Origin of the sequence: Thauera sp. SWB20 (assembly GCF_000831325.1) — a bacterium.
In the GTDB taxonomy this organism is placed as follows: Bacteria; Pseudomonadota; Gammaproteobacteria; order Burkholderiales; family Rhodocyclaceae; genus Thauera; species Thauera aminoaromatica.
This window is the reverse complement of sequence record NZ_JTDM01000020.1, coordinates 342,325-368,807: the sequence shown is the minus strand read 5'-3', so window position 1 is coordinate 368,807 and position 26,483 is coordinate 342,325. Positions and strand designations below refer to the sequence as shown.

The following is a 26,483-nucleotide window of genomic DNA, read 5'->3' as shown; positions in this document are numbered from 1 at the left end:
GAGATATTGCAGTGGAAGACCGCTCCGTCCCGGCGTCTACGCGCCCAGCGCGCGCGCCATGCGCGCGAGCGCTTCGTCCAGCGTCGCGCGCGGGCAGCCGAAGTTGAGCCGCACGAAGCCCGGCGCGCCGAAGGCCGCGCCATCCGAGAGTCCGACGCCGGCGGCCTCGAAGAAGGCCGCCGGGTCGGAGACCCCGCGCGCCGCCATCATCGCGCGGCAGTCGACCCAGGCCAGGTAGGTCGCTTCGGGGCGCGTCGTCGTCAGGCCGGGCATCGCCGCGACGGCCTCCAGCACGCGCTCGCGGTTGCCGCGCAGGTAATCCAGCAGCGCCCGCCGCCAGGCATCGCCGTCGCGGTAGGCGGCCTCCGCCGCGACCATGCCGAGCACGTTCACATGCGGCACGATGCCGCGCATGGCGTGGCGGTAGCGCCGGCGCAGCGCGGGGTCGGGAATGATCGCGAAGGCGCAGTACAGCGCCGGGATGTTCCAGGTCTTGGACGGCGCCATCAGGGTGATCGTGCGCCGCGCGATAGCCTCGTCGAGCGCGGCGAGCGGGCGGTGCGTGCGATCGGCGTCGAGCACCAGGCCGCAGTGGATCTCGTCCGAGCACACCAGCAGGTCGTGGCGCGCGGCGAAGTCGGCGAGCCGGCGCAGTTCGGCTTCGTCGAACACCCGGCCGACCGGGTTGTGCGGGCTGCACAGCAGCAGCAGCCGGGTCGTGGGCGTGCAGGCGGCCTCGAGCGCGTCCCAGTCCCATTGCCAGCGGCCGTCGCCCAGCACCAGTTCGGCGCGCTGCAGCACGCGGCCGGTGTTGGCCGGGGCGGTAAGGAAAGGCGGATACACCGGGGTGGCGGTGAGCACGCCGTCGCCCGCTTCGCCGGCGATGGCGCAGGCGAGGTTGAAGCCGGCGACCACGCCCGGCAGCCACACCAGCCAGTCGGGCTGGATCGTCCATCCGTGATCCCGCCGCAGGCCTTCGACCACGGCCTGCTCGAGCGCGGGCCAGGCATCGGTGTAGCCGAACACACCATGGTCGATGCGCCGGTGCAGGGCCTCGATGACCGCCGGCGGCGCGGCGAAGTCCATGTCGGCGACCCACAGCGGCAGCACGTCGCGGCCGGCGTAGCGGCCCCATTTTTCGCTCGGCAGGCTGCGGCGGTCGATGAGGCGGTCGAAGTCGAAGGCGGGCGCGGTCATGGCGGGGCGTCCGGTGAAGGGTGACGGGGCGTCATTGTCCCGCATTCCCCCGAGCGCTCGCTGCCCCGCGGGAGCGACGCAAGTCGCGATCCGGCGCCCGGACGGCGCACCGAATCCCCGGGCTGACGCCTATGTGCCTTGCGCGTCGTTCTTCACCACGCCGAAACGTTGCAGCGTGCGCTCACGCGCAGCGGCGTGATCCACGATCGGTCCGGGGTAATCGACGCCGATCTTCGTCCGGCACGCGGTCTGGTCGATGCCGCCCATGGTCCAGGGGGCGTGGATGAACTTGTCGGGCACGCGCGCGAGTTCGGGCAGGTAGCGGCGGATGAAGCGGCCCTCGGGGTCGAACTTCTCGGACTGAGTGACCGGGTTGAAGATGCGGAACCAGGGCTGGGCGTCGCAGCCGGTCGAGGCCGCCCACTGCCAGCCGCCGTTGTTGGCGGCGAGGTCGTAGTCGTTGAGCCGGATGGCGAAGTAACGCTCGCCCAGGCGCCAGTCGACGCCGAGGTCCTTGGTGAGGAAGGAGGCGACGATCATGCGCAGGCGGTTGTGCATCCAGCCAGTCTGGTCGAGCTGGCGCATCGCCGCATCGACGATCGGATAGCCGGTGCGCGCCTCGCACCAGGCGGCGAAGAGCTCGGGCGCGTCGTCCCACTGCACGGCGTCGTACTCGGGACGGAAGGCACGGTCCACCACCTGCGGGTGGTGCCACAGGATCTGGTGGTAGAAGTCGCGCCAGATCAGCTCCGACAGCCAGGTCTCCGCCCCCTCGCCGCCGCGCGCGCGGGCGTGGGCGGCGAGCTGGCGGATCGACACGGTGCCGAAGCGCAGGTGGGTGGACAGATAGCTGACGCCTTTCACCGCCGGGAAGTCGCGCGCGCGCTTGTAGCGCTCGATGCGCGCGGCGAAGTCGTCGAACAGGCGCTTGCCGCCGCTCATGCCCACAGGCATGTTCAGCTCGGCGAGGTTGGTGGGCGCGAAGCCGATGTCGGCCAGCCCGGGCAGGGTCTCGCCGGCGGGCTTCGGCGCCAGGTGCGCGGCGTACTTCTCCACCGCATGCGAGCTGACCTGGAAATCGTCCACCGCCTTCAGCCAGGCGTTCTTGTAAGGCGTGAACACGCTGTAGGGCTTGCCCGTCTGGGTGAGCACCTCGTCACGCTCGAAGACCACCTGGTCCTTGAAGTCCTCGTAACCGATGCCGTCCTCGGCGAGTCGCTGCGCGACCCGGCTGTCGCGCAGGATCGCGTCGGGTTCGTAGTCGCGGTTGGCGAAGACCTTGTCGACGCCAAGCTCGGCGGCCAGGCGCGGGATCTCGTCCTCGGCGCGGCCATGGCGGACGATCAGCCCGCCACCCGTGCCACCCGCGGCACGCGCCATGGCGTCGAGCGCCGCATCCAGCTCGGCCAGGCTGGCGTGGATGAACTCGACGCGGCGGTCGGCGCGCGCGGGCAGCGCGTCAAGGATGGCGGTATCGAAGACGAAGGCGCAATGCACGCGCGCGGCGAAGCGCAGGGCGTGGTGGAGCGCAGCGTGATCGAAGCTGCGCAGGTCGCGGCGGAACCAGACGAGGGCGGAAGACATTTTTTTGTCCAGGACAAAGATGCGCAATTATGACGCATCCGCCACCGTGCCGCCGCAGTCCGGACAAGCGCGAGGCCGCGGGGCCGGAGTGGCGGGCGCCAACTTCAGGAGCGCCGAGGCAGAGGGCGTCGCGGGGGAATCAAGGCGACGCATGTCCGAGGCGCGCAGCGTCGAGTTTGCGTCGTCGCCCCCGCGGCGCCCTCCGCCGAGGGCAGCCCGCAGCGAAGCACAGGGCCGCGAGTGCAGGCGGCGCCCGCCACTCCGGCCCCGCGGCCGCGCAGCACGCGATCGCCCACGCCGCACGCCACACCATCCACCCAGGAAGGGAATCGACGATGCCGGCGACCGATCGCTGCAATCGCGACTTGCGTCGCTCCCACAGAAACCACGCGCGGCCTGCCCGACGGCGGGAGGACCCGCTCGCGCACGCCCCCACGCCAAGAAGACCGGCGTTCGGCGTAGAATGCCGCGCATGGAAACGCCCACGGCCAACTTCACGCACCACTTCCTGATCGCCATGCCCAACATGGTCGATCCGCACTTCGCGCGCACGCTCACCTACATCGCAGAACACAACGAACAGGGCGCGCTCGGCATCATCGTGAACCGGCCGATCGACATGACCCTGGCCAGCCTCTTCGAGCGCATCGAAGTGCCGCTCGAGGCCGAGGGCTTCGCCGCGCAGCCGGTGTATTTCGGCGGCCCGGTGCAGACCGACCGCGGCTTCGTGCTGCACCGCCCGCTCGGCGACTGGCACTCCACGCTCAAGGTCACCGACGAGATCGGCCTCACCAGCAGCCGCGACGTGCTGCAGGCCATCGGCGCCGGTGGCGAACCCAAGGACGTCATCGTCACGCTCGGCTACGCCGGCTGGGCTGCCGGCCAGCTCGAGCAGGAGCTCCTCGACAACGCCTGGCTCACCGTCCCCGCCGACCTCGAGATCGTGTTCGAGCTGCCGCCCGAGGAACGCCTGGTCGCCGCCATGCAGAAGCTCGGCATCGACTTCACCAACCTGAGCGATGTCGCCGGACATGCCTGAGGCGGCCACGGCCGCCCCGTCCCCTGCGGACACCCGCTTCCCCCGGCCCGCCCCGGACACGCTCCCCGCGCGTGGCACCGTGCTCGGTTTCGACTTCGGCCTCGCCCGCATCGGCGTCGCCAGCGGCGAACTCGAGACCGGCCTGGCCAGCGCGCTCACCACCGTGCACGCCGAGGCGAACGACGCACGCTTCGCCGCCATCGCCAGGCTCATTGCCGAATGGCGGCCGGTCGCGCTGGTGGTCGGCATTCCCACCCATCTGGACGGCCGCGAGCACGAGCTCACCGCGCGCTGCCGCCGCTTCGCCAACCAGCTCCACGGCCGCCACGCCCTGCCGGTGTTCACCGCCGACGAGCGCCTGTCCTCGGTCGCCGCCGAAGCCGAGCTCGCCGAGGCCGGCCGCAAGGACTGGCGCGAGCGCAAGGCGGCGCTCGACGCCGCCGCCGCCCGCATCCTCCTGCAAACCTTCCTGGACACACGACGCCATGAAAGACCTTGACGCCGAAGCCCTGTGCCGGCAGCTCGCCGAGCAGATCCGCCCCCACGTCGGCCCCGCCACCGCGCTCGTCGGCATCTACACCGGCGGCCTGTGGCTGGCCGAGCGCCTGCACGCCGAGCTGGGCATCGCCCAGCCGCTGGGCGCGATCGACGTCTCCTTCTACCGCGACGACTACGCCAGCAAGGGTCTGCACGCCAGCCCGAAGAAGACCGAGATCCCCTTCGACGTCGACGGCGCGCACGTGATCCTGGTCGACGACGTGCTCTACACCGGCCGCACCACCCGCGCCGCGCTCAACGAGCTGTTCGACTTCGGCCGCCCGGCCCGGGTCGAGCTCGCCGTGCTGGTCGACCGCGGCGGGCGCGAACTGCCGATCGCCGCGCGCTACTGCGCCCACACCCTGTCCGTGCCGCTCGCGCGCGAGCAGAACCTCGAGCTGCAGCGCGACCAGGCCGGCCACTTGGGCCTCGAGCTGACACGTCGCGCCTGAGCCGGAGCCGCCCTCCCCTTCCCCCTGCCCACCGCTGATTTCGAGGCACGCCCGATGCGAAACCCCCAGCTCAACCAGCACGGCGAACTGCAGCACCTGCTCACGCTCGACGGTCTGCCGCGCAACATCCTGAACGCCATCCTCGACACCGCCGCGCCCTTCACCGAGGTGGCCGAGCGCGAGGTCAAGAAGCTGCCGCTCTTGCGCGGCAAGAGCGTGTTCAACCTGTTCTTCGAGAACTCCACACGCACCCGCACCACCTTCGAGATCGCCGCCAAGCGCCTGTCGGCCGACGTGGTGAACCTCAACATCAACACCAGCTCGGCCGCCAAGGGCGAGAGCCTGCTCGACACCGTCGACAACCTGTGCGCGATGCAGGCCGACATGTTCGTCGTGCGCCACGCCGCCAGCGGTGCGCCGATGCTGATCGCCCAGCACCTGCAGAACACCGGGCGCGACCACATCCACGTGGTCAACGCCGGCGACGGCCGCCATGCGCACCCGACGCAGGGCCTGCTCGACATGTACACCATCCGCCACTTCAAGAAGGACTTCACCAACCTGACCGTGGCGATCGTCGGCGACGTGCTGCACTCGCGTGTGGCGCGCAGCCAGATCGCCGCGCTGACCACGCTCGGCGTGCCCGAAGTACGCGTGATCGGCCCCCGGACCCTGCTGCCCACCGAGGTCGAGAAGCTTGGCGTGCGCGTGTTCCACGACATGCGCGAGGGGCTGAAAGGGGTGGACGTGGTGATGATGCTGCGCCTGCAGAACGAGCGCATGAACGGCGCGCTGCTGCCCACGCCGCAGGAGTACTACAAGATCTGGGGCCTCACCGCCGAGAAGCTCGCGCTCGCCAGGCCCGACGCGATCGTGATGCACCCCGGCCCGATGAACCGCGGCGTGGAGATCGACTCCGCGGTGGCCGATGGCGCGCAGGCGGTCATCCTGCCCCAGGTCACCTTCGGCATCGCCGTGCGCATGGCGGTGATGAGCATGCTCGGCAGCCGCTGAAGCCGCGGACAGCACAGGAACAAGGACCCACGCATGAACATCCTGATTTCCAACGGCCGCGTCGTCGATCCGGCCAATCGCACCGATGCGGTGCAGAACGTCTACGTCGCAGGAGGCAAGATCGTCGCCCTCGGCCAGGCGCCGGACGGCTTCGTCGCCGAGCGCACGATCGACGCCGGCGGTCTCGTGGTCGCCCCCGGCTTCATCGACCTCGCCGCGCGCCTGCGCGAACCCGGCTACGAGTACCGCGCCACGCTCGAATCCGAAATGGAGGCGGCGATGGCCGGCGGCGTCACCAGCCTGGCGATCCCGCCCGACACCGACCCCGTGCTCGACGAGCCCGGCCTGGTCGAGATGCTGACCTATCGCGCCAAGAAGCTGAACCGCGCCCACATCTATCCGGTCGGCGCACTCACCATCGGCCTTCAGGGCGAGCGCCTGTCCGAGATGGCCGAACTGGTCGAGGCCGGCTGCGTCGCCTTCTCGCAGGCCAACGTGCCGCTGGTCGACAACACCGTGCTGATGCGCGCGCTGCAATACGCCGCCACTTTCGGCTTCCGCGTCTGGCTGCAGCCGCTGGCGCCCTTCCTGTCGCAGGTGGGCCACGCCCACGACGGCGAGGTGGCGACGCGGCTGGGCCTGTCGGGCATCCCGGTCGCCGCCGAAACCGTGGCGCTCTACACCTACCTCGAGCTCGCGCGCATCACCGGCGCCCGCCTGCACATCACCCGCCTGTCCTCGGCCGCCGGCCTCGCGCTCATCGACCAGGCGCGCGCAGAAGGCATGGACGTGACCTGCGACGTGTCGATCAACCATGTGCACCTGTGCGACATGGACATCGGCTACTTCAACCCCAACTGCCACCTCGTCCCGCCGCTGCGCAGCCAGCGCGACCGCGAGGCACTCGCCCGGGGCCTGGCCGAGGGCCGCATCGACGCGCTGTGCTCGGACCACACCCCGGTGGACGACGACGCCAAGCAGACGCCGTTCTCCGAATCCGAACCCGGCGCCACCGGCCTCGAGCTGCTGCTGCCGCTGACGCTGAAGTGGGCCGACCGCGCCGGGCTGGCGCTGCTGGACGGGCTGGCCCGCATCACCTCGGACGCGGCGAAGATCGTCGGCATCACCAAGGCCGGCCACCTCTCGGTGGGCGCGCGCGCCGACGTGTGCGTGTTCGACCCCGCGACCCACGTCACCATCACCCGCGAGGGCCTCCGGAGCCAGGGCAAGAACACGCCCTTCCTCGGCATGGAGCTGCCGGGCAAGGTGCGCTACACGCTGGTCGAGGGGCAGGTGATGTTCGAGGGCTGAGCCCGGTCGGGCAAACGCCCGCCGGCCCGGCTCGCAAAAAGGGGCAGCCGCTACCGGCCGCCCCTTTTTGCGCTTGAAGCCGGTGCGGAAATCAGCCCCCGAACAGCAGCGGCGCGAAACCGTTGCGCGCGCCGGCGAGCACCATCAGCACGATCTGCAGCACCAGCAGCAGCACCAGCGGCGACAGGTCGACGTTGGCGATGCTCGGGATCACGCGCCGGAACGGGCGCAGGAAGGGCGCGGCGATCGAGTGCAGCAGCGGCGCCAGCGGCGCGTGCGGGCTCACCCAGGACAGCACCGCCGAGCCCAGCACCACCGCGAACACCAGGTAGATCATCATGCGCAGCAGCTCGATCAGGCCCACCCCCCACAGGCCGGCGAGCACGGCGGCGGTGTTGCCGCTGAAGGCCGCGCCGCGCAGGCTGAGCTCGAACATCACCAGCAGTACCTGAACCAGCCAGGCGGGCAGCAGGCTCGCCATGTCGAGACCGAACAGCCCGGGGATGAAGCGGCGCAGCGGGCGCACGATCCAGTCGGTGGTGCTGACCACGAACTGGCCGAGCTGGTTGCGGAAGGAGATGCGCTGCCACTGCATGAAGAAGCGCGCGAGCAGCATCAGCGTGAGGAAGCTGGCGGCGACGTCGATCACCAGCAGCAGGATGTTGGCGAGCATGAGTCAGTCCTTGCCGAGTTCGGCGCCGAGCTCGCGCCCGCGCGCTTCGGCCGCCTGCACCGCGGCGACGAGTTCGTCGTGCCAGCCGGCCGCCGCCAGGCTGGCGAGCGCGGCCTCGGTGGTGCCGCCCTTGGAGGTGACCTTCTGGCGCAGCACGGCGGGCGCGTCGGCGGAGTTCGCCGCCAGCTTCGCCGCGCCGAGCACGGTGTCGATGGCCAGGCGGCGCGCGCCGGCCTCGTCGAAGCCGAGGCTGCGACCGGCGGATTCGAGCGCCTCGATGAAGTGGAAGACGTAGGCCGGGCCGCTGCCCGAGATCGCGGTGACCGCGTCCATCTGCGCCTCGGCATCCGCCCACACGGCGCTGCCGACCGCGGCGAGGATGCGCCCGGCGGTCTCGCGGCCGGCGGCGTCCACCGACGGGTCGGCGTACAGGCCGGTGACGCCGGCGCCGATCAGCGCCGGTGTGTTGGGCATGCAGCGCACCAGGCGGGCATGGGGCGCACCCGGCGCACCCAGCCAGCGCCCGAGGTCGGCCAGGCGCAGGCCGGCGGCGATGCTGATGACGAGCTGGCCGCACAGGCGCCCGGCGATCGGTGCCAGCGCAGCCTTCATCTGCTGCGGCTTGACCGCGAGCACGAGCACGTCGCAGGCGAGCGCCGCGTCGTCGAAGGACTCGACCGCACGCACGCCGAAGCGCTGCGCGAGCGCGCAGCGCGCCGCTTCGCCGAGCTCGACGACCTGGAGGCCGGCGGCGGCGAAGCCGCGCTCGAGCATGCCGCCGATGAGGGCGGTGGCCATGTTGCCGCCGCCGAGGAAGGTGATCTTCATGGATGGACCTGCTGGTTGGGGCCGGAGCACACGCGGACGCGCGTCAGGCCGTAGGGGTCGGGGTCGGCGCGGTTCGGGCACGCTCGCCGAAGATCGCCGTGCCCACGCGCACGATGTTCGCGCCCTCGGCGATCGCCGGCTCGAGGTCGTGCGACATGCCCATCGACAAGGTGTCGAGCGCGAGTCCGGCGGCGCGCAGCTCGTCGTGGAGCCCGCGCAGCACGGCGAAGCGCGCGCGCAGCACGGCCTCGTCCGCGCTCGGTTCGGGGATGCACATGAGGCCGCGCAGGCGCAGCCGCGGCAGGGCGGCGACCGCGTGCGCGAGCGCGCCGGCCTCGTCCGGCGCCACGCCGCTCTTGCTGTCCTCGCCGCTGACATTGACCTGGATGCACACGTCGAGCGGCGGCAGATGCACGTCGCGCTGCGCCGACAGGCGCTCGGCGATCTTCAGGCGGTCGATGCCATGCACCCAGTCGAAGGCGTTCGCCACCGGGCGCGTCTTGTTGCTCTGCAGCGGGCCGATGAAATGCCATTCGAGCCCGAGCGCGCGCAGCGCCTCGACCTTGTCCACGCCTTCCTGCACGTAGTTCTCGCCGAAGGCACGCTGCCCGGCGGCGGCGGCCTCGCGCACCGCCTCCGCCGGCCAGGTCTTGCTCACCGCGAGCAGCTTCACGTCCGCAGGGTCGCGCCCGGCATGTCGTGCGGCGGCGGCGATGCGGGCGCGCACCGCGTCGAGGCGTGCAGCGATCGTCGTCATGGTCCGTGGCCTATTTCCTGGGATTTCGGGGCGGCAAAAGTATAGCATCGCTCCATCGCCCACCCCGAGGCCGACCCCGAGCGCCGCCCGCGCAGGCGGCCGTGTCGCCATTTGCGCCGGAATACCATGGACATCACCGAACTGCTCGCCTTCGCGGTCAAGAACAAGGCCTCCGACCTCCACCTCTCCGCCGGCCTGCCGCCGATGATCCGCGTGCACGGCGACGTGCGCCGGATCAACCTGCCGCCGCTCGAGCACAAGGAGGTGCATGCCATGGTGTACGACATCATGAACGACGCGCAGCGCAAGCAGCTCGAGGAGACCTGGGAGTGCGACTTCTCCTTCGCCGTGCCCAACCTCGCGCGCTTCCGCGTCAACGCCTTCCAGCAGAACCGCGGCGCAGGCGCGGTGTTCCGCACCATTCCGAGCAAGGTGCTGACCCTGGAGGAGCTCAACTGCCCGAAGATCTTCAAGGAGATCGCCCACCAGCCGCGCGGCATCGTGCTGGTGACCGGGCCGACCGGCTCGGGCAAGTCCACCACGCTGGCGGCGATGCTCGACTACGTGAACGAAAACGAGTACGGCCACATCCTCACCGTGGAGGACCCGATCGAGTTCGTGCACGAATCCAAGCGCTGCCTGGTGAACCAGCGCGAGGTGCACCGCGACACCATGTCCTTCAACAACGCGCTGCGCGCTGCGCTGCGCGAGGACCCCGACGTGATCCTGGTGGGCGAGATGCGCGACCTCGAGACCATCCGCCTCGCCCTCACCGCCGCCGAGACCGGCCACCTGGTGTTCGGCACCCTGCACACCTCATCCGCGGCCAAGACCATCGACCGGATCGTCGACGTCTTCCCCGCGGCCGAGAAGGACATGGTGCGCTCGATGCTTTCGGAATCCCTGCGCGCAGTGATCTCGCAGACCCTGCTCAAGACCAAGGACGGCCAGGGCCGGGTCGCGGCGCACGAGATCATGATCGGCACCCCGGCGATCCGCAACCTCATCCGCGAGAACAAGATCGCGCAGATGTATTCCTCGATCCAGACCGGCCAGAATATCGGCATGCAGACCCTCGACCAGTGCCTCGTCGACCTGGTCCGGCGCAACGTCGTGTCGGCCGCGGAAGCACGCGTGAAGGCGCAGAACAAGGACAGCTTCGCCGCCTGAGCGGCATCCACCCGCCCGTCCCGGGCAGGAGCACGCAGACCATGGAACGCGACCAGGCCCTCAAGTTCATGCACGACCTGCTGCGGCTGATGCTGCAGAAGAACGGCTCGGATCTCTTCATCACCGCCGGCTTCCCGCCTGCGATCAAGGTCGACGGCCGCATCGTGCCGCAGTCGAACCAGATCCTGCAGCCGCAGCACACCACCGAGCTGGCGCGCGCGATCATGAACGACCGCCAGGCCGCCGACTTCGAGACCCACAAGGAGTGCAACTTCGGCATCTCGCCGGCGGGCATCGGCCGCTTCCGCGCCAATGCCTTCGTGCAGCAGGGCCGCGTCGCCCTGGTGCTGCGCACCATCCCGCAGAAGATCCCCAATTTCAAGGAGCTCGGCCTGCCGCCGGTGCTCACCGAGATCGCGCTCGCCAAGCGCGGGCTGGTGATCTTCGTCGGCGGCACCGGCACCGGCAAGACCACCTCGCTCGCATCCCTGGTCGATTACCGCAACGAGAACACCTACGGCCACATCATCACCATCGAGGACCCGATCGAGTTCGTGCACCAGCACAAGAACTGCATCGTGTCCCAGCGCGAGATCGGCATCGACACCGAGTCCTGGATGTCTGCGCTCAAGAACACCCTGCGCCAGGCGCCCGACGTGATCCTGATGGGCGAGATCCGCGACCGCGAGACAATGGACTACGCGATCGCCTTCGCCGAGACCGGCCACCTGTGCCTGGCCACCCTTCACGCCAACAGCGCCAACCAGGCGATCGACCGCATCATCAATTTCTTCCCGGAAGACCGCCGCCAGCAGCTGCTGATGGACCTGTCGCTGAACCTGCGCGCGATGGTCTCGCAGCGCCTGCTGCCGATGAAGGACCGCAAGGGCCGCGTACCGGCGGTGGAGGTGATGCTCAACTCGCCGCTGATCGCCGACCTGGTCTTCAAGGGCAACGTGCCCGAGATCAAGGACGTGATGAAGCGCTCGCGCGAGCTCGGCATGCAGACCTTCGACCAGTCGCTGTTCCAGCTCTACGAGGACGACCTGATCGGCTACGAGGACGCGCTGCGCAACGCCGACTCGGTGAACGACCTGCGCCTGCAGATCAAGCTCAACAGCCGCCACGGCGACCCCCTCGCGGCCGGCGGCGGCATCCAGAACCTCGGCATCCTGTAGGGCGGGACACCGCGCGCTTTGTTACTCCTGCGGACGCGGCGTGCGCTCGCGGTTGCTGCCGGCCACCATGCGGTACTCGAACAGGCGGCATTCGAGCGCGCCGTTGAAGAGCGGCGTGCGCCGGCTCGCCTTCAAGCCGATGCGCTTGGGCAGCTCGGGGTCGGCGCTGAACAGATAGCAGCGCCAGCCGCCCCAGCGCTGCTTGAGTGCGTCGCCCAGGCGGGGATAGAAGGCGAGGAGTTCCTCCGCCTCGCCGATACGCACCCCGTAGGGCGGATTCGCCACCATCACCCCCGCGGCGGCCGGCGGCGTGCGCTCGAGAACGTCGGCGCGGTCCAGGCGCACGCAGTCGGCCAGCCCGGCCGCGTCGAGGTTCATGCGGCTGCGCCGCACCCACTCGCCGACCACGTCCGAGCCGAAGATCGGCAGCACGCGCGCCGGCTTGCGGCGCTGCTCGGCGGCGCGGCGCAGCGCCGCCCAGGCGCCGCGGTCGTGGATGCGCAGGCGCTCGAAGGCGAAGCCGCGCCCGAGGCCCGGCGCGATGTCGAGCGCCATCTGCGCGGCCTCGATCAGGAAAGTGCCGCTGCCGCACATCGGATCGACGAGGGCCTCGTCCGGCTGCCAGCCTGTGAGGCGCAGGATGCCGGCGGCGAGGTTCTCCTTCAGCGGCGCCTCCACCGCAGCAGGCTTGTAGCCACGCTTGTAGAGCGGCTCGCCGGTGGTGTCGACATACAGCGTGGCGGTGTCGACGGTGAGGAACAGGTGGATGCGCACCGCCGGGTCGGCGGTATCCACGTTCGGCCGCCGTCCGGCCACCGTGCGGAAGTGGTCGCACACCGCATCCTTCACCCGCAGGGTGATGAACTCGAGGCTCTTGAGCGGCGACTTCTGCGCGGTGACGTAGATGCGGATGGTGTCGTCGGCGGTGAACCACTTCGCCCAGGTGACGCTATAGGCGAGCTTGTAGATGTCGACCTCGGCGCGATAGCGCCCCTGCCCCACCCGCCACAGCACGCGGGTGGCTAGCCGGCTCTCGAGGTTGGCGCGCCGGCAGGCGTCCCAGTCGCCCTCCCAGCTCACCCCGCCATGCACCGCGCGCGCCGCGCGCGCGCCGAAAGTCACCAGCTCTTCGGCCAGCAGTGCCTCGAGGCCGCGCGGGCAGGGGGAAAAGAAGGTTTCGGCCATGTCGGGCTCCGGGCGGACAAAAACGGATTGTACCTAGTGGGCCCATGCGCCGCAGCGCGAACCCCGGGAAGCCGACAAAACGCGGCCCCGCAGGCATGCGATGCCGGTCGGGGCCGAAGCGTCCCGGGCCGAAGGGATGGGCGGCCCGGACGAGGGAGAGGAGATGGCGGGCCCGCTCAGGGATGCCCGGACTTGCCCGCCTTGACGTCGTGGTACCACTGCTCGTGGTGCTCGCGCGCCCAGGTCTCGTCGACGTAGCCGGTCTTCATCGACTCGTAGGCGCCTTCGGCGCCGAGCGTGCCCATGTAGATGTGGCCGAAGGCCAGCCCCAGCATCAGGATGGCGCCGATCGCATGCACGATGTTCGCGGTCTGCATGTCGGCACGGCTCCAGTCACCCAGGTTCGGGAAGTCCATGATCAGGCCGGAGATCGCCACGGTGAGGCCGAGGAAGGTGACGCCGAACCAGAACCAGGTCTTCTCGCCGAAGTTGAAGCGCCCCGAAGGCACGTGGCTGCCGTCGAGCAGGCCGCCGGCGCGGCGGATCCACTGCGCGTCGATCGGCCGCCAGACGTTGTCGCGCAGGAAGGCGAAGAACATCAGCACCACGAAGACCCCGAACAGCGGGCCGACGTAGTTGTGCACCAGCTTGCCGGCGTTGAGCAGCAGGCCCAGCCCGCCATGGCCGATGAGCGGCAGCAGCACGTGCTTGCCGAACAGGATCGCCACTCCGGTGACGGCGAGCAGCAGGAAGCTGATCGCCGTGCCCCAGTGCACGAAGCGCTCGAAAGCCGAGAAGCGCAGCATCTTGCGCCCGGTCTTCTGCCCGTGCAGCTTCATCGTGCCCTTGACCAGCCAGAACAGCAGGATGGCCGAAGGCACGAGAATGAGCAGCCAGCCGCCGTAGAGCGTGACCGGGCCGTTGCGAAGCTGGCGCCAGGTGTTGCCCTCGCTCTGGATCAGCACACCGGCCTCGGGGCTGCGCGAGAGGGTGAAGTGCTCCTCGCCCGAGCGCACCGCGCGCCACACCGGCGCGTTGTTGAGCGGGCGCTCGACCTGGCGCTCGGCCTGGTCCGCCGCGGTACTGCCGTGCTGCGGCGCTGCCGCCTGCAGCGGCAGCGCCGTCGCCCACAGCATGAGCGCGAGCAGCAGCACGGCGAGCCAGCCGCCGCGCTGCCCCCGCATCGCGTGTGTCGTCATGACGATCTCCTCACTGGATGCGGTTGTACTCGTTCTGGCCGCGGGAACGCTCCTTGAGCGCCTTCTCCCAGGCCGCGCGGTCGCCCTTGAACTCGCCGCCTTCCCAGGGGCGGGCGTCGGTCTTGCCGCGGTACTGGCCCTGCTCGTACACCGTGACCTGCGGCACCTCGCTGCAGGCCGACAGGCCGAGCAGCGCAGCGCCGGCCAGCGTCGCGAGCGCGATCGACTTCAGCTTGCCGGTACTCATGACTGCCCCTCCCGCTTGCGTTCCTGCTTGCGTTCCTGTTTGCGCTCACCGCCGCCGTAGGCCGCATCCCAGCCCCACACCTCAGCGCCGGTGCCGCGGCGCAGCACGCGCTCGCGGAAGATGTTGGCCACCACGTCGGCGTCGCCGGCGATCAGCGCCTTGGTCGAGCACATCTCGGCGCACAGCGGCAACTTGCCCTGGGCGAGGCGGTTGGAGCCGTACTTCTCGTACTCGGCGGCCGAGCCGGTCTCCTCGGGGCCGCCGGCGCAGAAGGTGCATTTGTCCATCTTGCCGCGCGCACCGAAAGCCGCCGGGCCGTTGGGGAACTGCGGCGCGCCGAACGGACAGGCATAGAAGCAGTAGCCGCAGCCGATGCACTTGTCCTTGTCGTGGAGCACCACGCCGTCTTCGGTCTTGTAGAAGCAGTCGGTCGGGCACACCGCCATGCAGGGCGCGTCCGAGCAGTGCATGCAGGCCACCGAGATCGAGCGCTCGCCCGGCACGCCGTCGTTCATCGTCACCACCCGGCGGCGGTTCACGCCCCAGGGCACCTCGTGCTCGTTCTTGCACGCGGTGACGCAGCCGTTGCATTCGATGCAGCGCTCGGCGTCACAGAGGAATTTCATGCGTCCCATTGTCTATTCTCCTCAGGCCTTGCTCACGCGGCACAGGGTGGTCTTGGTTTCCTGCATCATGGTCACCGAGTCGTAGCCGTAGGTGGTGGCGGTGTTGACCGCCTCGCCGCGCACGACCGGGGCCGCACCCGCGGGGTAGAACTCGAGCATGTCCTTGCCCTGCCACCAGCCGGAGAAGTGGAAGGGCAGGAAGACCGTGCCCGGCGCCACGCGCTGGGTGACCTGGGCGCGCACCTTGAGCCTCGCCTTGGTGGGCGACTCGACCCAGATGTACTCGCCATTGCGGAAGCCCGCGTCGTTGGCGTCCTTCGGATTCACCTCGGCGAACATCTCCTGCTGCAGCTCGGCCAGCCAGGGGTTGGAGCGGGTCTCCTCGCCGCCGCCCTCGTACTCGACCAGGCGTCCGGAGGTCATCACCAGCGGGTAGTCCTTCGAGATGTCCTTCACCTTCTCCTGCATCGACTTGTACAGGGTGGGCAGGCGCCAGAACTTCATCTTGTCGTCGTGGGTCGGGTACTTGGCGACCATGTCCGGGCGCGGCGAGTAGATCGGCTCGCGGTGCTGCGGGATGGGGTCGGGGAAGTTCCACACCACCGCGCGCGCCCTGGCGTTGCCGAAGGGGTGGCAGCCGTGGTTCTTCATCGCCACGCGGATGATCCCGCCCGAGGGGTCGGTCTTCCAGTTCTTGCCCTCGGCCGCGGCCTTCTCGGCGTCGGTGAGCTCGTCCCACCAGCCCAGTTTCTTCAACAGCACGTGGTCGAACTCGGGGTAGCCCATCTGCAGGTCGGCGCCCTTGGAGGCCGAGCCCGCGCCGGCGAGCAGCGACACACCGTCCTTCTCCACGCCGAAGTTGGCGCGGAAATTGCCACCGCCGTCCATCACGTGCTTGGAGGTGTCGTAGAGGTTGGGCGTGCCGGGGTGCTTCATCTCGGGCGTGCCGTAACACGGCCACGGCAGGCCGAAGTACTCGCCGTCGCAGGGGCCGCCCACCGCCTTCAGCGTCTTGACGTCGAAGGTGTGCATGTTCTTCATGTGCAGCTTGAGGCGCTCGGGCGACTGGCCGGTGTAGCCGATCGTCCAGGTGCCGCGGTTGATCTCGCGCAGCGTGTCCTCGATGCTCGGCTCGTCCCAGCCCTGGGCATCCTTCTCGAGCTTGATGTTCTTCACGAACTGCTCGGCCCAGCCGAACTTCTTCGCGAAGGCGTACATGATGGTGTGATCGGGCTTGGACTCGAAGAGGGGCTCGATGACCTTCTCGCGCCACTGGATCGAGCGGTTCGACGCGGTCGCCGAGCCGTGGGTCTCGAACTGGGTGCAGGCCGGCAGCAGGTACACGCCGTCCTTCCGCACCATCGCCGCCATCGCCGCGGTGGCCGACGGATAGGGATCGATCACCACCAGGGTGTCGAGCTTCTTCATCGCCTCGACCATCTCGGCGCCGCGCGTCTGCGAGTTGGGCGCATGGCCCCAATACACCACCGCGCGCAGGTTGCCGGCGGGCTGGTCGATGAGGTCCTTGTTCTCGAGCACGCCGTCGATCCAGCGCGACACGGTGATGCCGGACTTCTCCATCAGCTCCTGCGAGACGTAGCGACCCTTGACCCACTCGTAGTCCACGCCCCACACGTTCGCCCAGTGCTTCCACGAGCCGGTGGCGAGGCCGTAGTAGCCGGGCAGGGAGTCGGGGTTGGGGCCGACGTCGGTCGCGCCCTGCACGTTGTCGTGGCCGCGGAAGATGTTGGCGCCACCTCCCGACTTGCCGATGTTGCCGAGCGCGAGCTGCAGGATGCAGGAGGCGCGCACCATGGCGTTGCCGATCGAGTGCTGGGTCTGGCCCATGCACCAGACGATGGTGCTCGGGCGGTTCTCGGCCATGGTGCGGGCGGCGAGCAGCATCTGCTCCGCGGGCACACCGCAGGCCTCTTCCACCTTGTCCGGCGTCCACTTGGCGAGCACTTCCTCGCGGATCTTGTCCATGCCGAAGACACGGTCGTCGATGTACTGCTTGTCTTCCCAGCCGTTCTGGAAGATGTGGTACAGCAGGCCGAACAGGAAGGGGACGTCGGTGCCGGAGCGGATGCGGATGTACTGGTGGGCCTTGGCCGCAGTGCGGGTGAAGCGCGGGTCGACGACGATCATCTTGGCGCCGTTTTCCTTGGCGTGCAGGATGTGCAACAAGGACACCGGGTGCGCCTCGGCCGCGTTCGAGCCGATGAACAGCATCGCCTTGGCGTTCTGCATGTCGTTGTAGGAGTTCGTCATCGCGCCGTAGCCCCAGGTGTTCGCCACGCCCGCCACGGTGGTGGAGTGGCAGATGCGCGCCTGGTGGTCGGTGTTGTTGGTGCCCCAGAAGGAGACGAACTTGCGCAGCAGGTAGGCCTGCTCGTTGTTGTGTTTCGACGATCCGATGAAATACACCGCGTCGGGGCCGGACTCCTCGCGGATCTTCAGCAGGCGGTCGCCGACCTCGTTGAGCGCCTGCTCCCACGAGATCTTCTGGTACTTGCCGTCGACCAGCTTCATCGGATACTTCAGGCGGTATTCACCGTGGCCATGCTCGCGCAGCGCGGCGCCCTTGGCGCAGTGCGACCCGAGGTTGATCGGCGAGTCGAACACCGGCTCCTGATGCACCCACACGCCGTTGCGCACCACCGCGTCGGCGGCACAGCCCACCGAGCAGTGGGTGCACACGGTGCGGCGGATCTCGGCCTTGCCCTCGGCGCGCGACACGCCCGCGGGCGCCGCGGCGTCGGCGGCGCCGATGAAGTTGTAGGGCAGCTGGGTGGCGAGCGCGCCGGCGCCCACGCCCAGGCCGGAGCGCTTCAGGAAGGCGCGGCGGTCCATGGTCTGGCCGAGCTGGCGCGCGGCGGCGCCGCGCAGGCGACGCGCGCTGGTGGCGGCGGTCGCGGATTTCTTCGTCAACATCCTCGCGTCCTCCTCAGATCCGCGTCGTGCGGTAGTAATTGCGCATGTGCTCGCTCACGCCCTGGTCGGCGACCTCGCGGCGCGCCTCCTCGACCACCTTGGCGGTGACAGGCGACGCCTGGGCGGCGGTCGCGGCCAGCGTGGCGGCGCCAGCGGCACTGCCGGCACCGATCGCGGCCAGGAAGTTGCGGCGCGACAGCTTGGTGTTTTCGTCCTTCATCCTCGCTCTCCCCTCATTCGCGGCGCAGGCGCCCGCCCGCCCCGCATCGTGTCCATGGCGGCCGCGCTCAGCGCGCTTCCGCCTCCAGCATGTCGAACGCCTCGCGCTCGATGTCCATGAAGGCCGCCAGCAGGCCGCCGACCTTCGCGTAGAAATCCGCCCCCGGCGCCGCCGCAAGCGCGCCGGCGAACTGCGCGTACCAGGGCGCGAGGTGGCGGCCGAAGAAGCGCCGCTGGCGCGCCAGCCCCGCGTCGTCCGGCCCGGTCAGCACCAGGTGGCGCATGACCTCGGCGAGTGCGGCGATGTGGTCCTCGGTCTCGGTCACGCCCGCGCGGCGGCCCAGGCCGAGTTCGGCGAGGTCGTCGCGCAGCTCGGCGAGCGGCTCTTCCTGCAGGAAGCCGGTCAGGTACCAGGAGCCGTTGCACATCACCTCGGGCTTGCCGACGCTGACGAACAAGGCGTCGAACTCCTCGGCCACCGCCTGCAGCGGCATCGTCTGCGCCGCCGCGCCCAAAGCGGCCCAGGCACGCGGCAGCTCGCCGCCCTCGCCGCCGAGCGTCCGCCCCGCCTGCGCGAGCGCCGCGAGCAGCGCAGCGTCGGGCGCGGCGTGGAACAGACGGGCGATCAGCGCGTAGTGCTCGGCGCGCGCGCGGTCCTCGTCCGACCAGGTCGGCTGGGGCTGGATGGAAATGCTGGCGTTCGCGGCTGCGCTCATTCGGAGTCGTTCATTCAGTGAGGTCCCAGGCCTTGACGGCCGTTTCGGCCTTCATCATGTCGATCACCCGGCAGTCGGCGCACATGCGCAGGCGCGCGCGCTCGGCCTCGCCGGCGAACATGGCGTGGCCGGACAGGCGGGCGATCATGGATTCGATCAGCGGCGCGGCGCCCATGGCCTTGCCGCAGGCGGTGCAGTGGAAGATGTCGGCTTCGCGCAGGGCGCGCGCGCGGCGCGCACCTTCGGTGCCGTACTCGCCCGGCAGCAGGCGCGGCTCGAGCGTGATCGCGGACTCCGGGCAGGACGCCTCGCACAGGCCGCACTGCAGGCAGTTCTTCTCGACGAACTCGAGGCGGTAGGCGTCGCTGGCGGCGCGCAGCGCGCCCGCCGGACAGGCGCCGGTACAGGACATGCACAAGGTACAGGCGTCGGATGCGATCACCTGGCCGAAGGGTGCGCCCGCGTTGAGCGCGATCGCCGCCGGCAGGCCCGCAGGCGTGGTCGTGGCAGGCGCGTGGGCGACCAGATGGCGGAGCGCGAAGTCCAGCGTCTCGCGCTTCTTCGCCAGCAACCGGAAACGCGCGGGTTCGGCGACGGTCATCGCCGGAGCCCAGTCGTACAGTGCGCGCTCGAGCGCCTGCCAGTCGTCGGCGTCGGCCTCGATCACGCGCAGGTGTTCGCCGCCGTAACCCAGGGCGGAGAGGATGGCCTGGCCATGACCCGCCTGCGCCTCGAGCGGCGCGGCGTCGTGGCTGCCGGCGGCGAGCACCGCCACCTGGCAGGCGCCGAGCGCGAGGCTGCCGAGCATCAGGTCCAGCCCGACCGCGTCGGCGCTCCACACCTCGACCGGGATCACCCGCGCCGGCAGGCCGCGGCCGCGGCGCGCGAGGCGGGCGATCGCGGCGCTGCCGGCCGCGGCGGAGTGGAACAGCAGGCAGGCGTCGGTGCCGCCGGCGCGCGCGTATTCGGCGAGCAGGGTCTTCACGCGCTGGCCGAGCTCGGGCACGCGCGGATACTGGAAGGACAGCGCGCCCGAGGGACACACCGTGCTGCAGGTGCCGCAGCCCTTGCACAGATACGGGTCGACCGCGATCACGTCGCCGTTCGAGCGGATCGCCGCGGTGGAACAGGACTCGATGCAGTTGCTGCAGCCGGTCCTCTTCGCCCGGCTGTGCGCACACAGGGCGGCCTCGAAGGCTACGTAGCGCGGCTTCTCGAACTCGCCGACGAACTCCCCCAGCGCCTGCACCGCGAGCGCCTGCTCGAAGGGATCGCGCCCAGGCGCGGCGTAGCCGTCGGGCAGCTCGACGCGACGCAGCAGCGGCTCGGCCGACAGGTCGAGCACGAGGTCGAAGCGTTCGCTGCGCGCGCTGTCCTGGCGCGCGAAGTCGATCGCGCCGATCTCGCCACAGGCGGCGACGCAGGCGCCGTGGCTGCGACAGGCGTCGACATCGACCTGCAGGTCCCAGCCGATCGCGCCCTCGGGACAGGCCTTGACGCAGGCGTTGCAGCGCACGCACAGCTCGAGATCGATCGGGTTGTGCTGCGTCCACTCCAGCTCGAAGGCGCCGAGGTGGCCGCCGAGCCGCACCGGCCTGCCCGACCACACCGGGTACGCGTTGACCGCCGGCAGCTCCACGTCCTTCGAGCGCGCGGTGATCAGCACCGCCGGCTCGAAGCTGCCGGCCAGGCGCTCCGCCCAGCCCAGCGCCGCGCCCGCCTCGCCGATGATCAGCAGGCTGCGCCCGGCGCTCATCTGCACCGCAGCCACCGGCTCGGGGTCGGCCAAGGGGGTGGCCGCCGCGATCAGCGCGGCGAGCTTGGGCGTTGCCGCCGCGGACTCGGCCGACCAGCCGGCGTGCTCGCGCAGGTTGAAGAAGCGGATGCGCTCGCCCGCGCCGGCTTCCTCCGCGAGTTCGCCGAAGAGCGCGGTTTCCTGCGTACAGGCGACATGCACGGTCTTTCCGCCTGCGAGCGAAGTTTGCAGCGCCGGGAGTTCGGCGCCGCAGAGCGCGTGATGACACTGCATCGCGGCATCCGTGCCCGCCGCAAGACGCCCGGCGTCGAGCGCGAAGCTGCGGTTGCAATCGCACAGGTGGATACGGGAGGTCGGGTCGCGGCGTTCGCTCATGTGTTCTTCCATCGATTCCCTTACGCAAAGCAGTTCATAGGCCAGCCGGGGACTCAGGGAAGACCGCAGGAATCCCCGAAAAGCCATGACTGGGCGATATCCGGAATCGACGCGCGACAATTTGTCGCTCAGGGTGCGTTTTGTCCCGACTCTTGCGGCGGCTCCGACGACACCGCGCCCGACAGATCGTCGACGCATCGCCCACCCGGAGCAGTCGCAGCTTGCGCAGACGCGCACTCCACCGCAGCGGCCGGTTCCGCGGTGGTCCCCCGTCCCCGCTCGCCGTCGACGGGCGCCGCGTCGACAAGCGCCGTCGCCCCCTCGGGAGCGGGCTGTGCCGTCGCGTCGTCCATCAGCCATTCGCGCGCATGCTGGAGCTTCGCCAGGATCTCCGGCGGGATCGGGTCGGGCTGCGAGTAGTCGTCGATGTAGATGTCCAGCCCGTCCATGCGATTGAAGTGCGGGTCGGAGAACAGTTTCTGCAAGGCCTTGCGACGCAGCGCCTCGCTCACCTCTTCCTTCAGGAAGGCGGTGAAATCCGAGGACAGCGACAAGCTCTCGACCGGCGGCAATTGCGCCTCGGCGCCCCCCGCCGCATCCGCCGCCGCATCCGGTGTGGCCGGCGCGAGCGGCAGCGGATCCGCTGCGTGCGTGCGCAGCGGCGCGGGCGGAGCGCCCGCCGGCTGCGCTGCAGCCTCGGCCTGCGCTACCGCGGCGAGCTTGCGCCGCGACCAGCGCGAGAGAAAGCCGCGGCTCACGTCCGTCTCCGGTCCAGCCCGAGCGGATCGTTGCGCTTGACCTTCTTCTTCGGCTCCGGCTGGTAATGCGTGTTCACGAAATCCCCCACCCAGTCGGCAATCTCGCGCGGCATCGCCACGCCATCGACCTGCTCGCCCGAGTCCAGCCAGCGCGCGGCCTCGCCATAGCTCACCGAGACCGTCGCCGGCCGGGCGAGCTCGCCGTCCATGCGCCACAGCACGAAGACCTTGGGGATGGGCGCGGTGAGGTTGGCGAAGTAGTTCTCCGCCTCGTCGCGGAAAAGCTCGAGCGCGAAGCCCCCGCAGCGCCACTGGCTGCGCTCGGGCTCGTCGACGATGCGCCGTGGCGCCGGCGCGGCGTCGTCGAAGGCCGGCACGACCCCCACCGCCTCCCAGGCGGCATCGACCCAGGGGTTGTTCAGGCGGCGGCGCTCCATGATCACCGCGATGGGGAATTCTTTCATCGTGCTGCACCCGCAAAGGAAGGTCCATGTCTTTCTTAGCATAAGCGCCCGCCGCGCCGTGCGCGAGCGTGGAAACCCGCGGCACGGACCTCAGGCGCCGCGATCGCGACTCGCGTCGCTCCCACAATGCAACCGCCGCGCTTGCGGAAATCGCGACTTGCGTCGCTCCCACAATGCGACCGCCGCGCTTGCGGAAATCGCGACTCGCGTCGCTCCCACAATGTCCGACCGCCGCGCGTGCGGGAATCGCCACGTGAGTCGCGATCCGCGGTAGCGAATTCCGTGTCGGGGCGAGGCCGCGAGTGCAGGCGGCGCGCGCCGCCGTGGTCCCGAGGGCGGATCACCGCAGCGACCGCACGGCCGGATTGGAGCCGCGACTCCGCCCATGCCTCGCCGGACTTGCGGCTACAATCGCCTGCTCGCGCATCCCCGGCCCCGCCCCGATGACCCCTCCCCACCGTCCCCTGCTGAGCCAGGCCCGCCGTCCACTCACCATCGAGATCCCCGCGGTCGATGAACGCGGCGACACGGTGCCGACCTCGATCGCCGGCGAGCATCCACTCACGCTCTACGTCGACAAGCGCGAGATCGTCACCCTGATGACGCTCGGCGCCGCCCCCGAGGCGCTCGCCATCGGCTGGCTGCGCAACCAGCGCCTGGTGCGCAGCCTGGACGAGATCGCCGCGGTGCAGGTGGACTGGGATACCGACGCGGTCGCGATCACCACGCGCGCCGGCATGCAGGACGCCGAGCGCAAGCTCGGCAGCCGCACGGTCACGACCGGCTGCGGCCAGGGCACGGTGTTCGGCGGACTCATGGACGAGATCGACCAGATCCGCCTGCCGCACGATCGCCAGCTGCGGCAATCCACCCTCTACGCCCTGATGGACGCCGTGCGCCACCACGAGTCCATCTACAAGCAGGCCGGCGCGGTGCACGGCTGCGCGCTCGCCAGGGCCACGCCCGGCGGCTGCGAGATCCTGATGTTCTTCGAGGACGTCGGCCGCCACAACGCGGTGGACGCGATCGCCGGCCAGATGTGGCTCGACGGGCTCGATGGCAGCGACAAGATCTTCTACACCACCGGCCGGCTCACCTCCGAGATGGTGATCAAGACCGCGCAGATGGGCATTCCCTTCCTCGTCTCGCGCTCGGGCCTCACCCACATGGGCTGGCAGATCGCGCAGAAGATCGGCCTCACCATGATCGGCCGCGCCCAGGGCAAGCACTACCTGCTGTTCTCCGGCGCCGACCGCTTCGAGCGCGACTGAAGCGCCACCCCCTCCCACGCACGACGAGCTCCCACCATGCTTCCCTCCCCAGCCCCCCGCCCCGCCGACCGCCGCATCACCGGGATCCTGCTCGCTGGCGGCCAGGGCAGCCGCATGGGCGGTGTGGACAAGGGCCTGGTCGAGCTCGCCGGGCGGCCGATGGCGGCACACGCGCTCGAGCGCCTCGCCCCCCAGGTCGACGCGCTGCTCATCAACGCCAACCAGAACCTCCCGGCCTGGCAGGCCTTCGGCCATCCGGTGTTCGGCGACGACATCGGCGGCTTCGCCGGCCCGCTCGCCGGGCTCCATGCCGGGCTCCTGCGCGCGCAGCATCCCTTCGTCGTCACCGCGCCCTGCGACTCCCCGTTCCTGCCCGCGGATCTGGTCGAGCGCCTGGCCGCCGCACTCCACGCCGCCGACGCCCAGCTCGCCGTCGCCAAGACCTTCGGGCAGCCGCACCCGGTGTTCTGCCTGTGCCGGCGCAATCTCGCCGATCACCTCGGTGCCTTCCTCGCCGCCGGCGGACGCAAGATCGACCGCTGGTACGGCAGCCTGAAGGTGGTCGAGGTCGCCTTCGACGACGAGGAGGCCGCCTTCCGCAACGTCAACACCCGCGACGAGCTGGCCGAGGCCGCCCGCGACCTGCCCGCCGCCGCCGCGGGCGCGCCGCGCGGATGAGCGCGCGCCCCGCGCAGCCGGCAGGCACCGACGCGGCATCCGCGACCTGCCTCAACGCACGCGAGGCCGCGGCCTTCCTGCAGCTCAACGAGAAGAAGCTCTACGAACTCGCCAACAGCCGCGAAATCCCCGCCGCACGCGTGGGCGGCAAGTGGCTGTTCCCGCGCGCACTGCTCGAGGAGTGGCTGCTCGAGCAGGCGCATGGCGGCGCGCTCAGCGACCGGCTGGTGATCACCGGCAGCGACGACCCGCTGCTGGCCGCCACGGTGGGCGCGCTCGCTCCCGTGCTGGGGGGCGATGCCTTCGTCGCCTACAGCCCCACCGGCACCCTGCCCGGGCTCGAGCTGCTCGCGCGTCGCCGCGCCAGCGTGTGTGCGCTGCACTGGGGCGGGGTGGAGCACAGCCTGCAGCAGCACGCCATGCTGCTGCGCCGCTTCGCCCCGCATCGCCATTGGGCGCTGGTGCGCCTGGCGCTGCGCGAGCAGGGCGTGATCCTGCGCCGCGGCCTGGCGGTCGACGGCATCGAGACGCTCGCCGCCTTCGACTATCGCTGGGCGATGCGCCAGGCCGGCGCGGGTTCGGCGCACTTTCTCGAGTCCGTGCTCGCCAGCCGCGGTTTCTCGGCGGCCGACTGCAGCGTGGTCGCCACCGCCCGCAGCGAGCGCGAGGCCGCGGCCCTGGTCGCACGCGAGGACGCCGACTGCGCGCCCGGCACGCGCGCCGCAGCGACCGAGTTCGGCCTCGGCTTCCTGCCCTTGGGCTGGGAGGCCTTCGACCTCGCGCTGCCGCGCGACGTGATGTTCCGCCGCCTCTTCCAGGATCTGCTCGCCGCGCACGGCGACGCGCGCTCTCAGGCGCTGGCGCACCGGCTCGGCGGCTACGACCTCGGCCCGCTCGGGCGCGTGCTCGGCCTCGACTGAGGGCGCGGCACGCGCGGCCTCAGTGCAGCTTGACGTGGGGCTCGGTGCGGCGCGTGATCATGCGCGCCAAGGTGTCGAGCGTCACCTTCACCCAGCCGTGCAGCGCCAGTTCGTGCATCTTGTACAAGGAGGCATACATCAGGCGCGCGAACCAGCCCTCGATGAACAGGTCGCCCCTGGCGAGCCCGCCCATCATGTTGCCCACCGTGCTGAACTCGCCCAGCGACACCAGCGAACCGAAGTCCCGGTAGCGGTAGTCCTGCACCGGCTTGCCGGCGAGGCGGCGCTGCAGCTGCGTGTACAGATGCGAGGCCTGCTGGTGCGCGGCCTGCGCGCGCGGGGGCACGAAGCCGTCCTTTTCCGGCCACGGGCAGGCGGCGCAGTCGCCCATCGCGAAGATGTCGTCGTCTACCGAACTCTGCAAGGTCTGCCGCACCACGAGCTGGTTGATGCGATTGGTCTCCAGCCCGTCGAGCCGGGTGAGGAAATCGGGCGCCTTCACCCCGGCCGCCCACACCACCAGCTCGGCGGGCAGGACGCGACCGTCGGCCAGGCGCACGCCATCGGGCAGCACCTCGGCCACGCGTGCGTCGGTATTCACTTCCACACCCAGCTTGCGCAGCAAGCGCTCGGTCGATCGCGACAGGCGCTCGGGCAAGGCCGGCAGCACGCGCGGCGCGGCTTCGATCAGGGTGAGCCGGACATCCTTTTCGGCATCGACGCGGTCCAGCCCGTACGCCACCACCTCGCGCGTGGTGTGGTGCAACTCGGCGGCAAGCTCGACGCCGGTAGCGCCGGCACCGATGATCGCCACATGCAACTGCCCGGGGCGCAGCGGCGAACGCTGGGCGTGGGCGCGCACGCACGCATTGACCATGCGCACATGGAAACGCCGCGCATCGGCGACGGTCTCGAGCTTGAGCGCATGCTCGCGCACCCCCGGCGTGCCGAAATCGTTGCTGAGACTGCCGACCGCGATCACCAGCGTGTCGTAGGGGAAGGAACGCGCGGGCGTGACCTCCTTGCCGTCTTCATCGACGAAGGGGGCGACGTGGATCTCGCGCCGGCTGCGGTCGAGCCCGATCATCTGCCCGATGCGGAAGCGGAAGCCATGCCAGTGCGCCTGCGCCAGGTAGGGCACCTCGTGATCGCCGATGTCCATGCTGCCGGCAGCGATCTCGTGGAGCTTGGGCTTCCACACGTGGGTGCGCTTGCTGTCGACGAGGGTGACCTCGACCCGCCCGCCGCGGCCGAACTTGCGCCCCAGGCGTGTCGCCAGCTCCAGTCCGCCGGCGCCCCCGCCGACAATGACGATGCGGTGGGGCGTCCCCGCCGTGGTCTTTTCGATCCTCATTACCGTCTCTCGAGAAAATAATTAATCTCGAGAATCCTAAC

General features: G+C 70.2%; 26 protein-coding genes. 10 read left to right on the top strand and 16 right to left on the bottom strand.

All coding sequences use genetic code 11. The features are described 5' to 3' along the window. Window positions 1-36 precede the first annotated feature (36 nt). On the bottom strand, window positions 37-1,197 hold the full coding sequence (locus PO78_RS15605; protein WP_012586070.1) for a MalY/PatB family protein: 1,161 nt from the start codon (window positions 1,195-1,197) through the stop codon (window positions 37-39). A 129-nt stretch (window positions 1,198-1,326) separates the two neighbouring features. After that, window positions 1,327-2,781: a cryptochrome/photolyase family protein gene (locus PO78_RS15600; protein WP_043745053.1), complete on the bottom strand. Its 1,455-nt coding sequence runs from the start codon at window positions 2,779-2,781 to the stop codon at window positions 1,327-1,329. A gap of 463 nt (window positions 2,782-3,244) precedes the next feature. On the opposite strand from PO78_RS15600, the gene PO78_RS15595 reads away from it, so the two are divergent. From PO78_RS15595 to PO78_RS15575, 5 genes are read left to right on the top strand one after another with little or no spacing between them, the layout of a single operon-like run. After that, complete coding sequence (locus PO78_RS15595) at window positions 3,245-3,820, top strand: YqgE/AlgH family protein (RefSeq protein WP_012586072.1); 576 nt, start codon at window positions 3,245-3,247, stop codon at window positions 3,818-3,820. Beyond that, window positions 3,813-4,319 carry a Holliday junction resolvase RuvX gene (gene ruvX, locus PO78_RS15590; RefSeq protein ID WP_012586073.1) on the top strand — a complete coding sequence of 169 codons (507 nt, stop codon included), beginning with the start codon at window positions 3,813-3,815 and terminating at the stop codon, window positions 4,317-4,319. Before PO78_RS15595 ends, ruvX begins: the two co-directional genes overlap by 8 nt. Further along, window positions 4,306-4,809 (top strand): bifunctional pyr operon transcriptional regulator/uracil phosphoribosyltransferase PyrR, encoded by a 504-nt coding sequence (gene pyrR / locus PO78_RS15585; RefSeq protein ID WP_043745050.1) that lies wholly within the window; start codon window positions 4,306-4,308, stop codon window positions 4,807-4,809. The genes ruvX and pyrR overlap by 14 nt, the downstream gene beginning before the upstream one ends. Before the next feature lie 54 nt (window positions 4,810-4,863). Further along, window positions 4,864-5,823, top strand: a complete 960-nt coding sequence (locus tag PO78_RS15580) for an aspartate carbamoyltransferase catalytic subunit (RefSeq protein WP_012586075.1) — start codon at window positions 4,864-4,866, stop codon at window positions 5,821-5,823. A 33-nt stretch (window positions 5,824-5,856) separates the two neighbouring features. Beyond that, window positions 5,857-7,134 (top strand): dihydroorotase, encoded by a 1,278-nt coding sequence (locus PO78_RS15575; RefSeq protein ID WP_012586076.1) that lies wholly within the window; start codon window positions 5,857-5,859, stop codon window positions 7,132-7,134. Between the two features lie 91 nt (window positions 7,135-7,225). Here PO78_RS15575 and PO78_RS15570 read toward each other — a convergent pair whose 3' ends face one another. From PO78_RS15570 to PO78_RS15560, 3 genes are read right to left on the bottom strand one after another with little or no spacing between them, the layout of a single operon-like run. Continuing rightward, window positions 7,226-7,807 carry a YggT family protein gene (locus tag PO78_RS15570; protein WP_012586077.1) on the bottom strand — a complete coding sequence of 194 codons (582 nt, stop codon included), beginning with the start codon at window positions 7,805-7,807 and terminating at the stop codon, window positions 7,226-7,228. A 3-nt stretch (window positions 7,808-7,810) separates the two neighbouring features. Beyond that, entirely contained in the window at window positions 7,811-8,635 is an 825-nt protein-coding gene (gene proC / locus PO78_RS15565; RefSeq protein ID WP_043745046.1) for a pyrroline-5-carboxylate reductase, read from the bottom strand. A 43-nt stretch (window positions 8,636-8,678) separates the two neighbouring features. Further along, on the bottom strand, window positions 8,679-9,392 hold the full coding sequence (locus PO78_RS15560) for a YggS family pyridoxal phosphate-dependent enzyme (protein WP_012586079.1): 714 nt from the start codon (window positions 9,390-9,392) through the stop codon (window positions 8,679-8,681). 126 nt (window positions 9,393-9,518) lie between these two features. Here PO78_RS15560 and PO78_RS15555 point away from each other — a divergent pair, with 126 nt between their 5' ends. Further along, window positions 9,519-10,562, top strand: coding sequence for a type IV pilus twitching motility protein PilT (locus PO78_RS15555; RefSeq protein ID WP_004309695.1), 1,044 nt, complete (start codon window positions 9,519-9,521; stop codon window positions 10,560-10,562). 41 nt (window positions 10,563-10,603) lie between these two features. Continuing rightward, a complete protein-coding gene (locus PO78_RS15550; RefSeq protein ID WP_004309696.1) occupies window positions 10,604-11,740 on the top strand; it encodes a PilT/PilU family type 4a pilus ATPase in 1,137 nt (378 codons plus the stop codon). A 21-nt stretch (window positions 11,741-11,761) separates the two neighbouring features. Here PO78_RS15550 and PO78_RS15545 read toward each other — a convergent pair whose 3' ends face one another. From PO78_RS15545 to PO78_RS15500, 10 genes are all read right to left on the bottom strand, one after another. Then, window positions 11,762-12,925 (bottom strand): THUMP domain-containing class I SAM-dependent RNA methyltransferase, encoded by a 1,164-nt coding sequence (locus PO78_RS15545; RefSeq protein WP_012586080.1) that lies wholly within the window; start codon window positions 12,923-12,925, stop codon window positions 11,762-11,764. Window positions 12,926-13,101: 176 nt separating this feature from the next. Next, window positions 13,102-14,124, bottom strand: coding sequence for a formate dehydrogenase subunit gamma (locus PO78_RS15540; protein ID WP_012586081.1), 1,023 nt, complete (start codon window positions 14,122-14,124; stop codon window positions 13,102-13,104). A gap of 10 nt (window positions 14,125-14,134) precedes the next feature. After that, window positions 14,135-14,371, bottom strand: a complete 237-nt coding sequence (locus tag PO78_RS15535; protein WP_004323744.1) for a hypothetical protein — start codon at window positions 14,369-14,371, stop codon at window positions 14,135-14,137. Continuing rightward, the gene (gene fdh3B, locus PO78_RS15530; RefSeq protein WP_004323743.1) at window positions 14,368-15,006 is read right to left on the bottom strand and encodes a formate dehydrogenase FDH3 subunit beta; all 639 of its coding nucleotides are present in this window, start codon (window positions 15,004-15,006) and stop codon (window positions 14,368-14,370) included. The genes PO78_RS15535 and fdh3B overlap by 4 nt, the downstream gene beginning before the upstream one ends. A 12-nt stretch (window positions 15,007-15,018) precedes the next feature. Next, entirely contained in the window at window positions 15,019-17,931 is a 2,913-nt protein-coding gene (locus PO78_RS15525; protein ID WP_043745043.1) for a formate dehydrogenase subunit alpha, read from the bottom strand. Between the two features lie 13 nt (window positions 17,932-17,944). Continuing rightward, window positions 17,945-18,151: a twin-arginine translocation signal domain-containing protein gene (locus PO78_RS15520; protein WP_004323741.1), complete on the bottom strand. Its 207-nt coding sequence runs from the start codon at window positions 18,149-18,151 to the stop codon at window positions 17,945-17,947. A gap of 67 nt (window positions 18,152-18,218) precedes the next feature. Beyond that, complete coding sequence (locus PO78_RS15515; protein WP_004323740.1) at window positions 18,219-18,866, bottom strand: TorD/DmsD family molecular chaperone; 648 nt, start codon at window positions 18,864-18,866, stop codon at window positions 18,219-18,221. Between the two features lie 10 nt (window positions 18,867-18,876). Next, window positions 18,877-20,997, bottom strand: a complete 2,121-nt coding sequence (locus PO78_RS15510) for a 4Fe-4S binding protein (RefSeq protein ID WP_043745040.1) — start codon at window positions 20,995-20,997, stop codon at window positions 18,877-18,879. Between the two features lie 128 nt (window positions 20,998-21,125). Then, window positions 21,126-21,755 carry a DUF3306 domain-containing protein gene (locus PO78_RS15505; RefSeq protein WP_012586084.1) on the bottom strand — a complete coding sequence of 210 codons (630 nt, stop codon included), beginning with the start codon at window positions 21,753-21,755 and terminating at the stop codon, window positions 21,126-21,128. Continuing rightward, window positions 21,752-22,219 carry a DUF3305 domain-containing protein gene (locus PO78_RS15500; RefSeq protein WP_004327934.1) on the bottom strand — a complete coding sequence of 156 codons (468 nt, stop codon included), beginning with the start codon at window positions 22,217-22,219 and terminating at the stop codon, window positions 21,752-21,754. Before PO78_RS15500 ends, PO78_RS15505 begins: the two co-directional genes overlap by 4 nt. A gap of 443 nt (window positions 22,220-22,662) precedes the next feature. On the opposite strand from PO78_RS15500, the gene PO78_RS15495 reads away from it, so the two are divergent. Genes PO78_RS15495 through PO78_RS15485 form a run of 3 tightly spaced genes read left to right on the top strand, consistent with a single transcriptional unit; the run spans window position 22,663 to window position 25,088 of the window. Then, window positions 22,663-23,490 carry a formate dehydrogenase accessory sulfurtransferase FdhD gene (locus PO78_RS15495; protein ID WP_004327932.1) on the top strand — a complete coding sequence of 276 codons (828 nt, stop codon included), beginning with the start codon at window positions 22,663-22,665 and terminating at the stop codon, window positions 23,488-23,490. A 36-nt stretch (window positions 23,491-23,526) separates the two neighbouring features. Then, window positions 23,527-24,168 (top strand): molybdenum cofactor guanylyltransferase MobA, encoded by a 642-nt coding sequence (gene mobA / locus PO78_RS15490; RefSeq protein WP_043745037.1) that lies wholly within the window; start codon window positions 23,527-23,529, stop codon window positions 24,166-24,168. Continuing rightward, window positions 24,165-25,088 carry a helix-turn-helix transcriptional regulator gene (locus PO78_RS15485; protein ID WP_012586086.1) on the top strand — a complete coding sequence of 308 codons (924 nt, stop codon included), beginning with the start codon at window positions 24,165-24,167 and terminating at the stop codon, window positions 25,086-25,088. The genes mobA and PO78_RS15485 overlap by 4 nt, the downstream gene beginning before the upstream one ends. 19 nt (window positions 25,089-25,107) lie before the next feature. On the opposite strand, the gene PO78_RS15480 is transcribed toward PO78_RS15485, so the two are convergent. Then, entirely contained in the window at window positions 25,108-26,442 is a 1,335-nt protein-coding gene (locus tag PO78_RS15480; protein WP_043745035.1) for an NAD(P)/FAD-dependent oxidoreductase, read from the bottom strand. Window positions 26,443-26,483 lie beyond the last annotated feature (41 nt).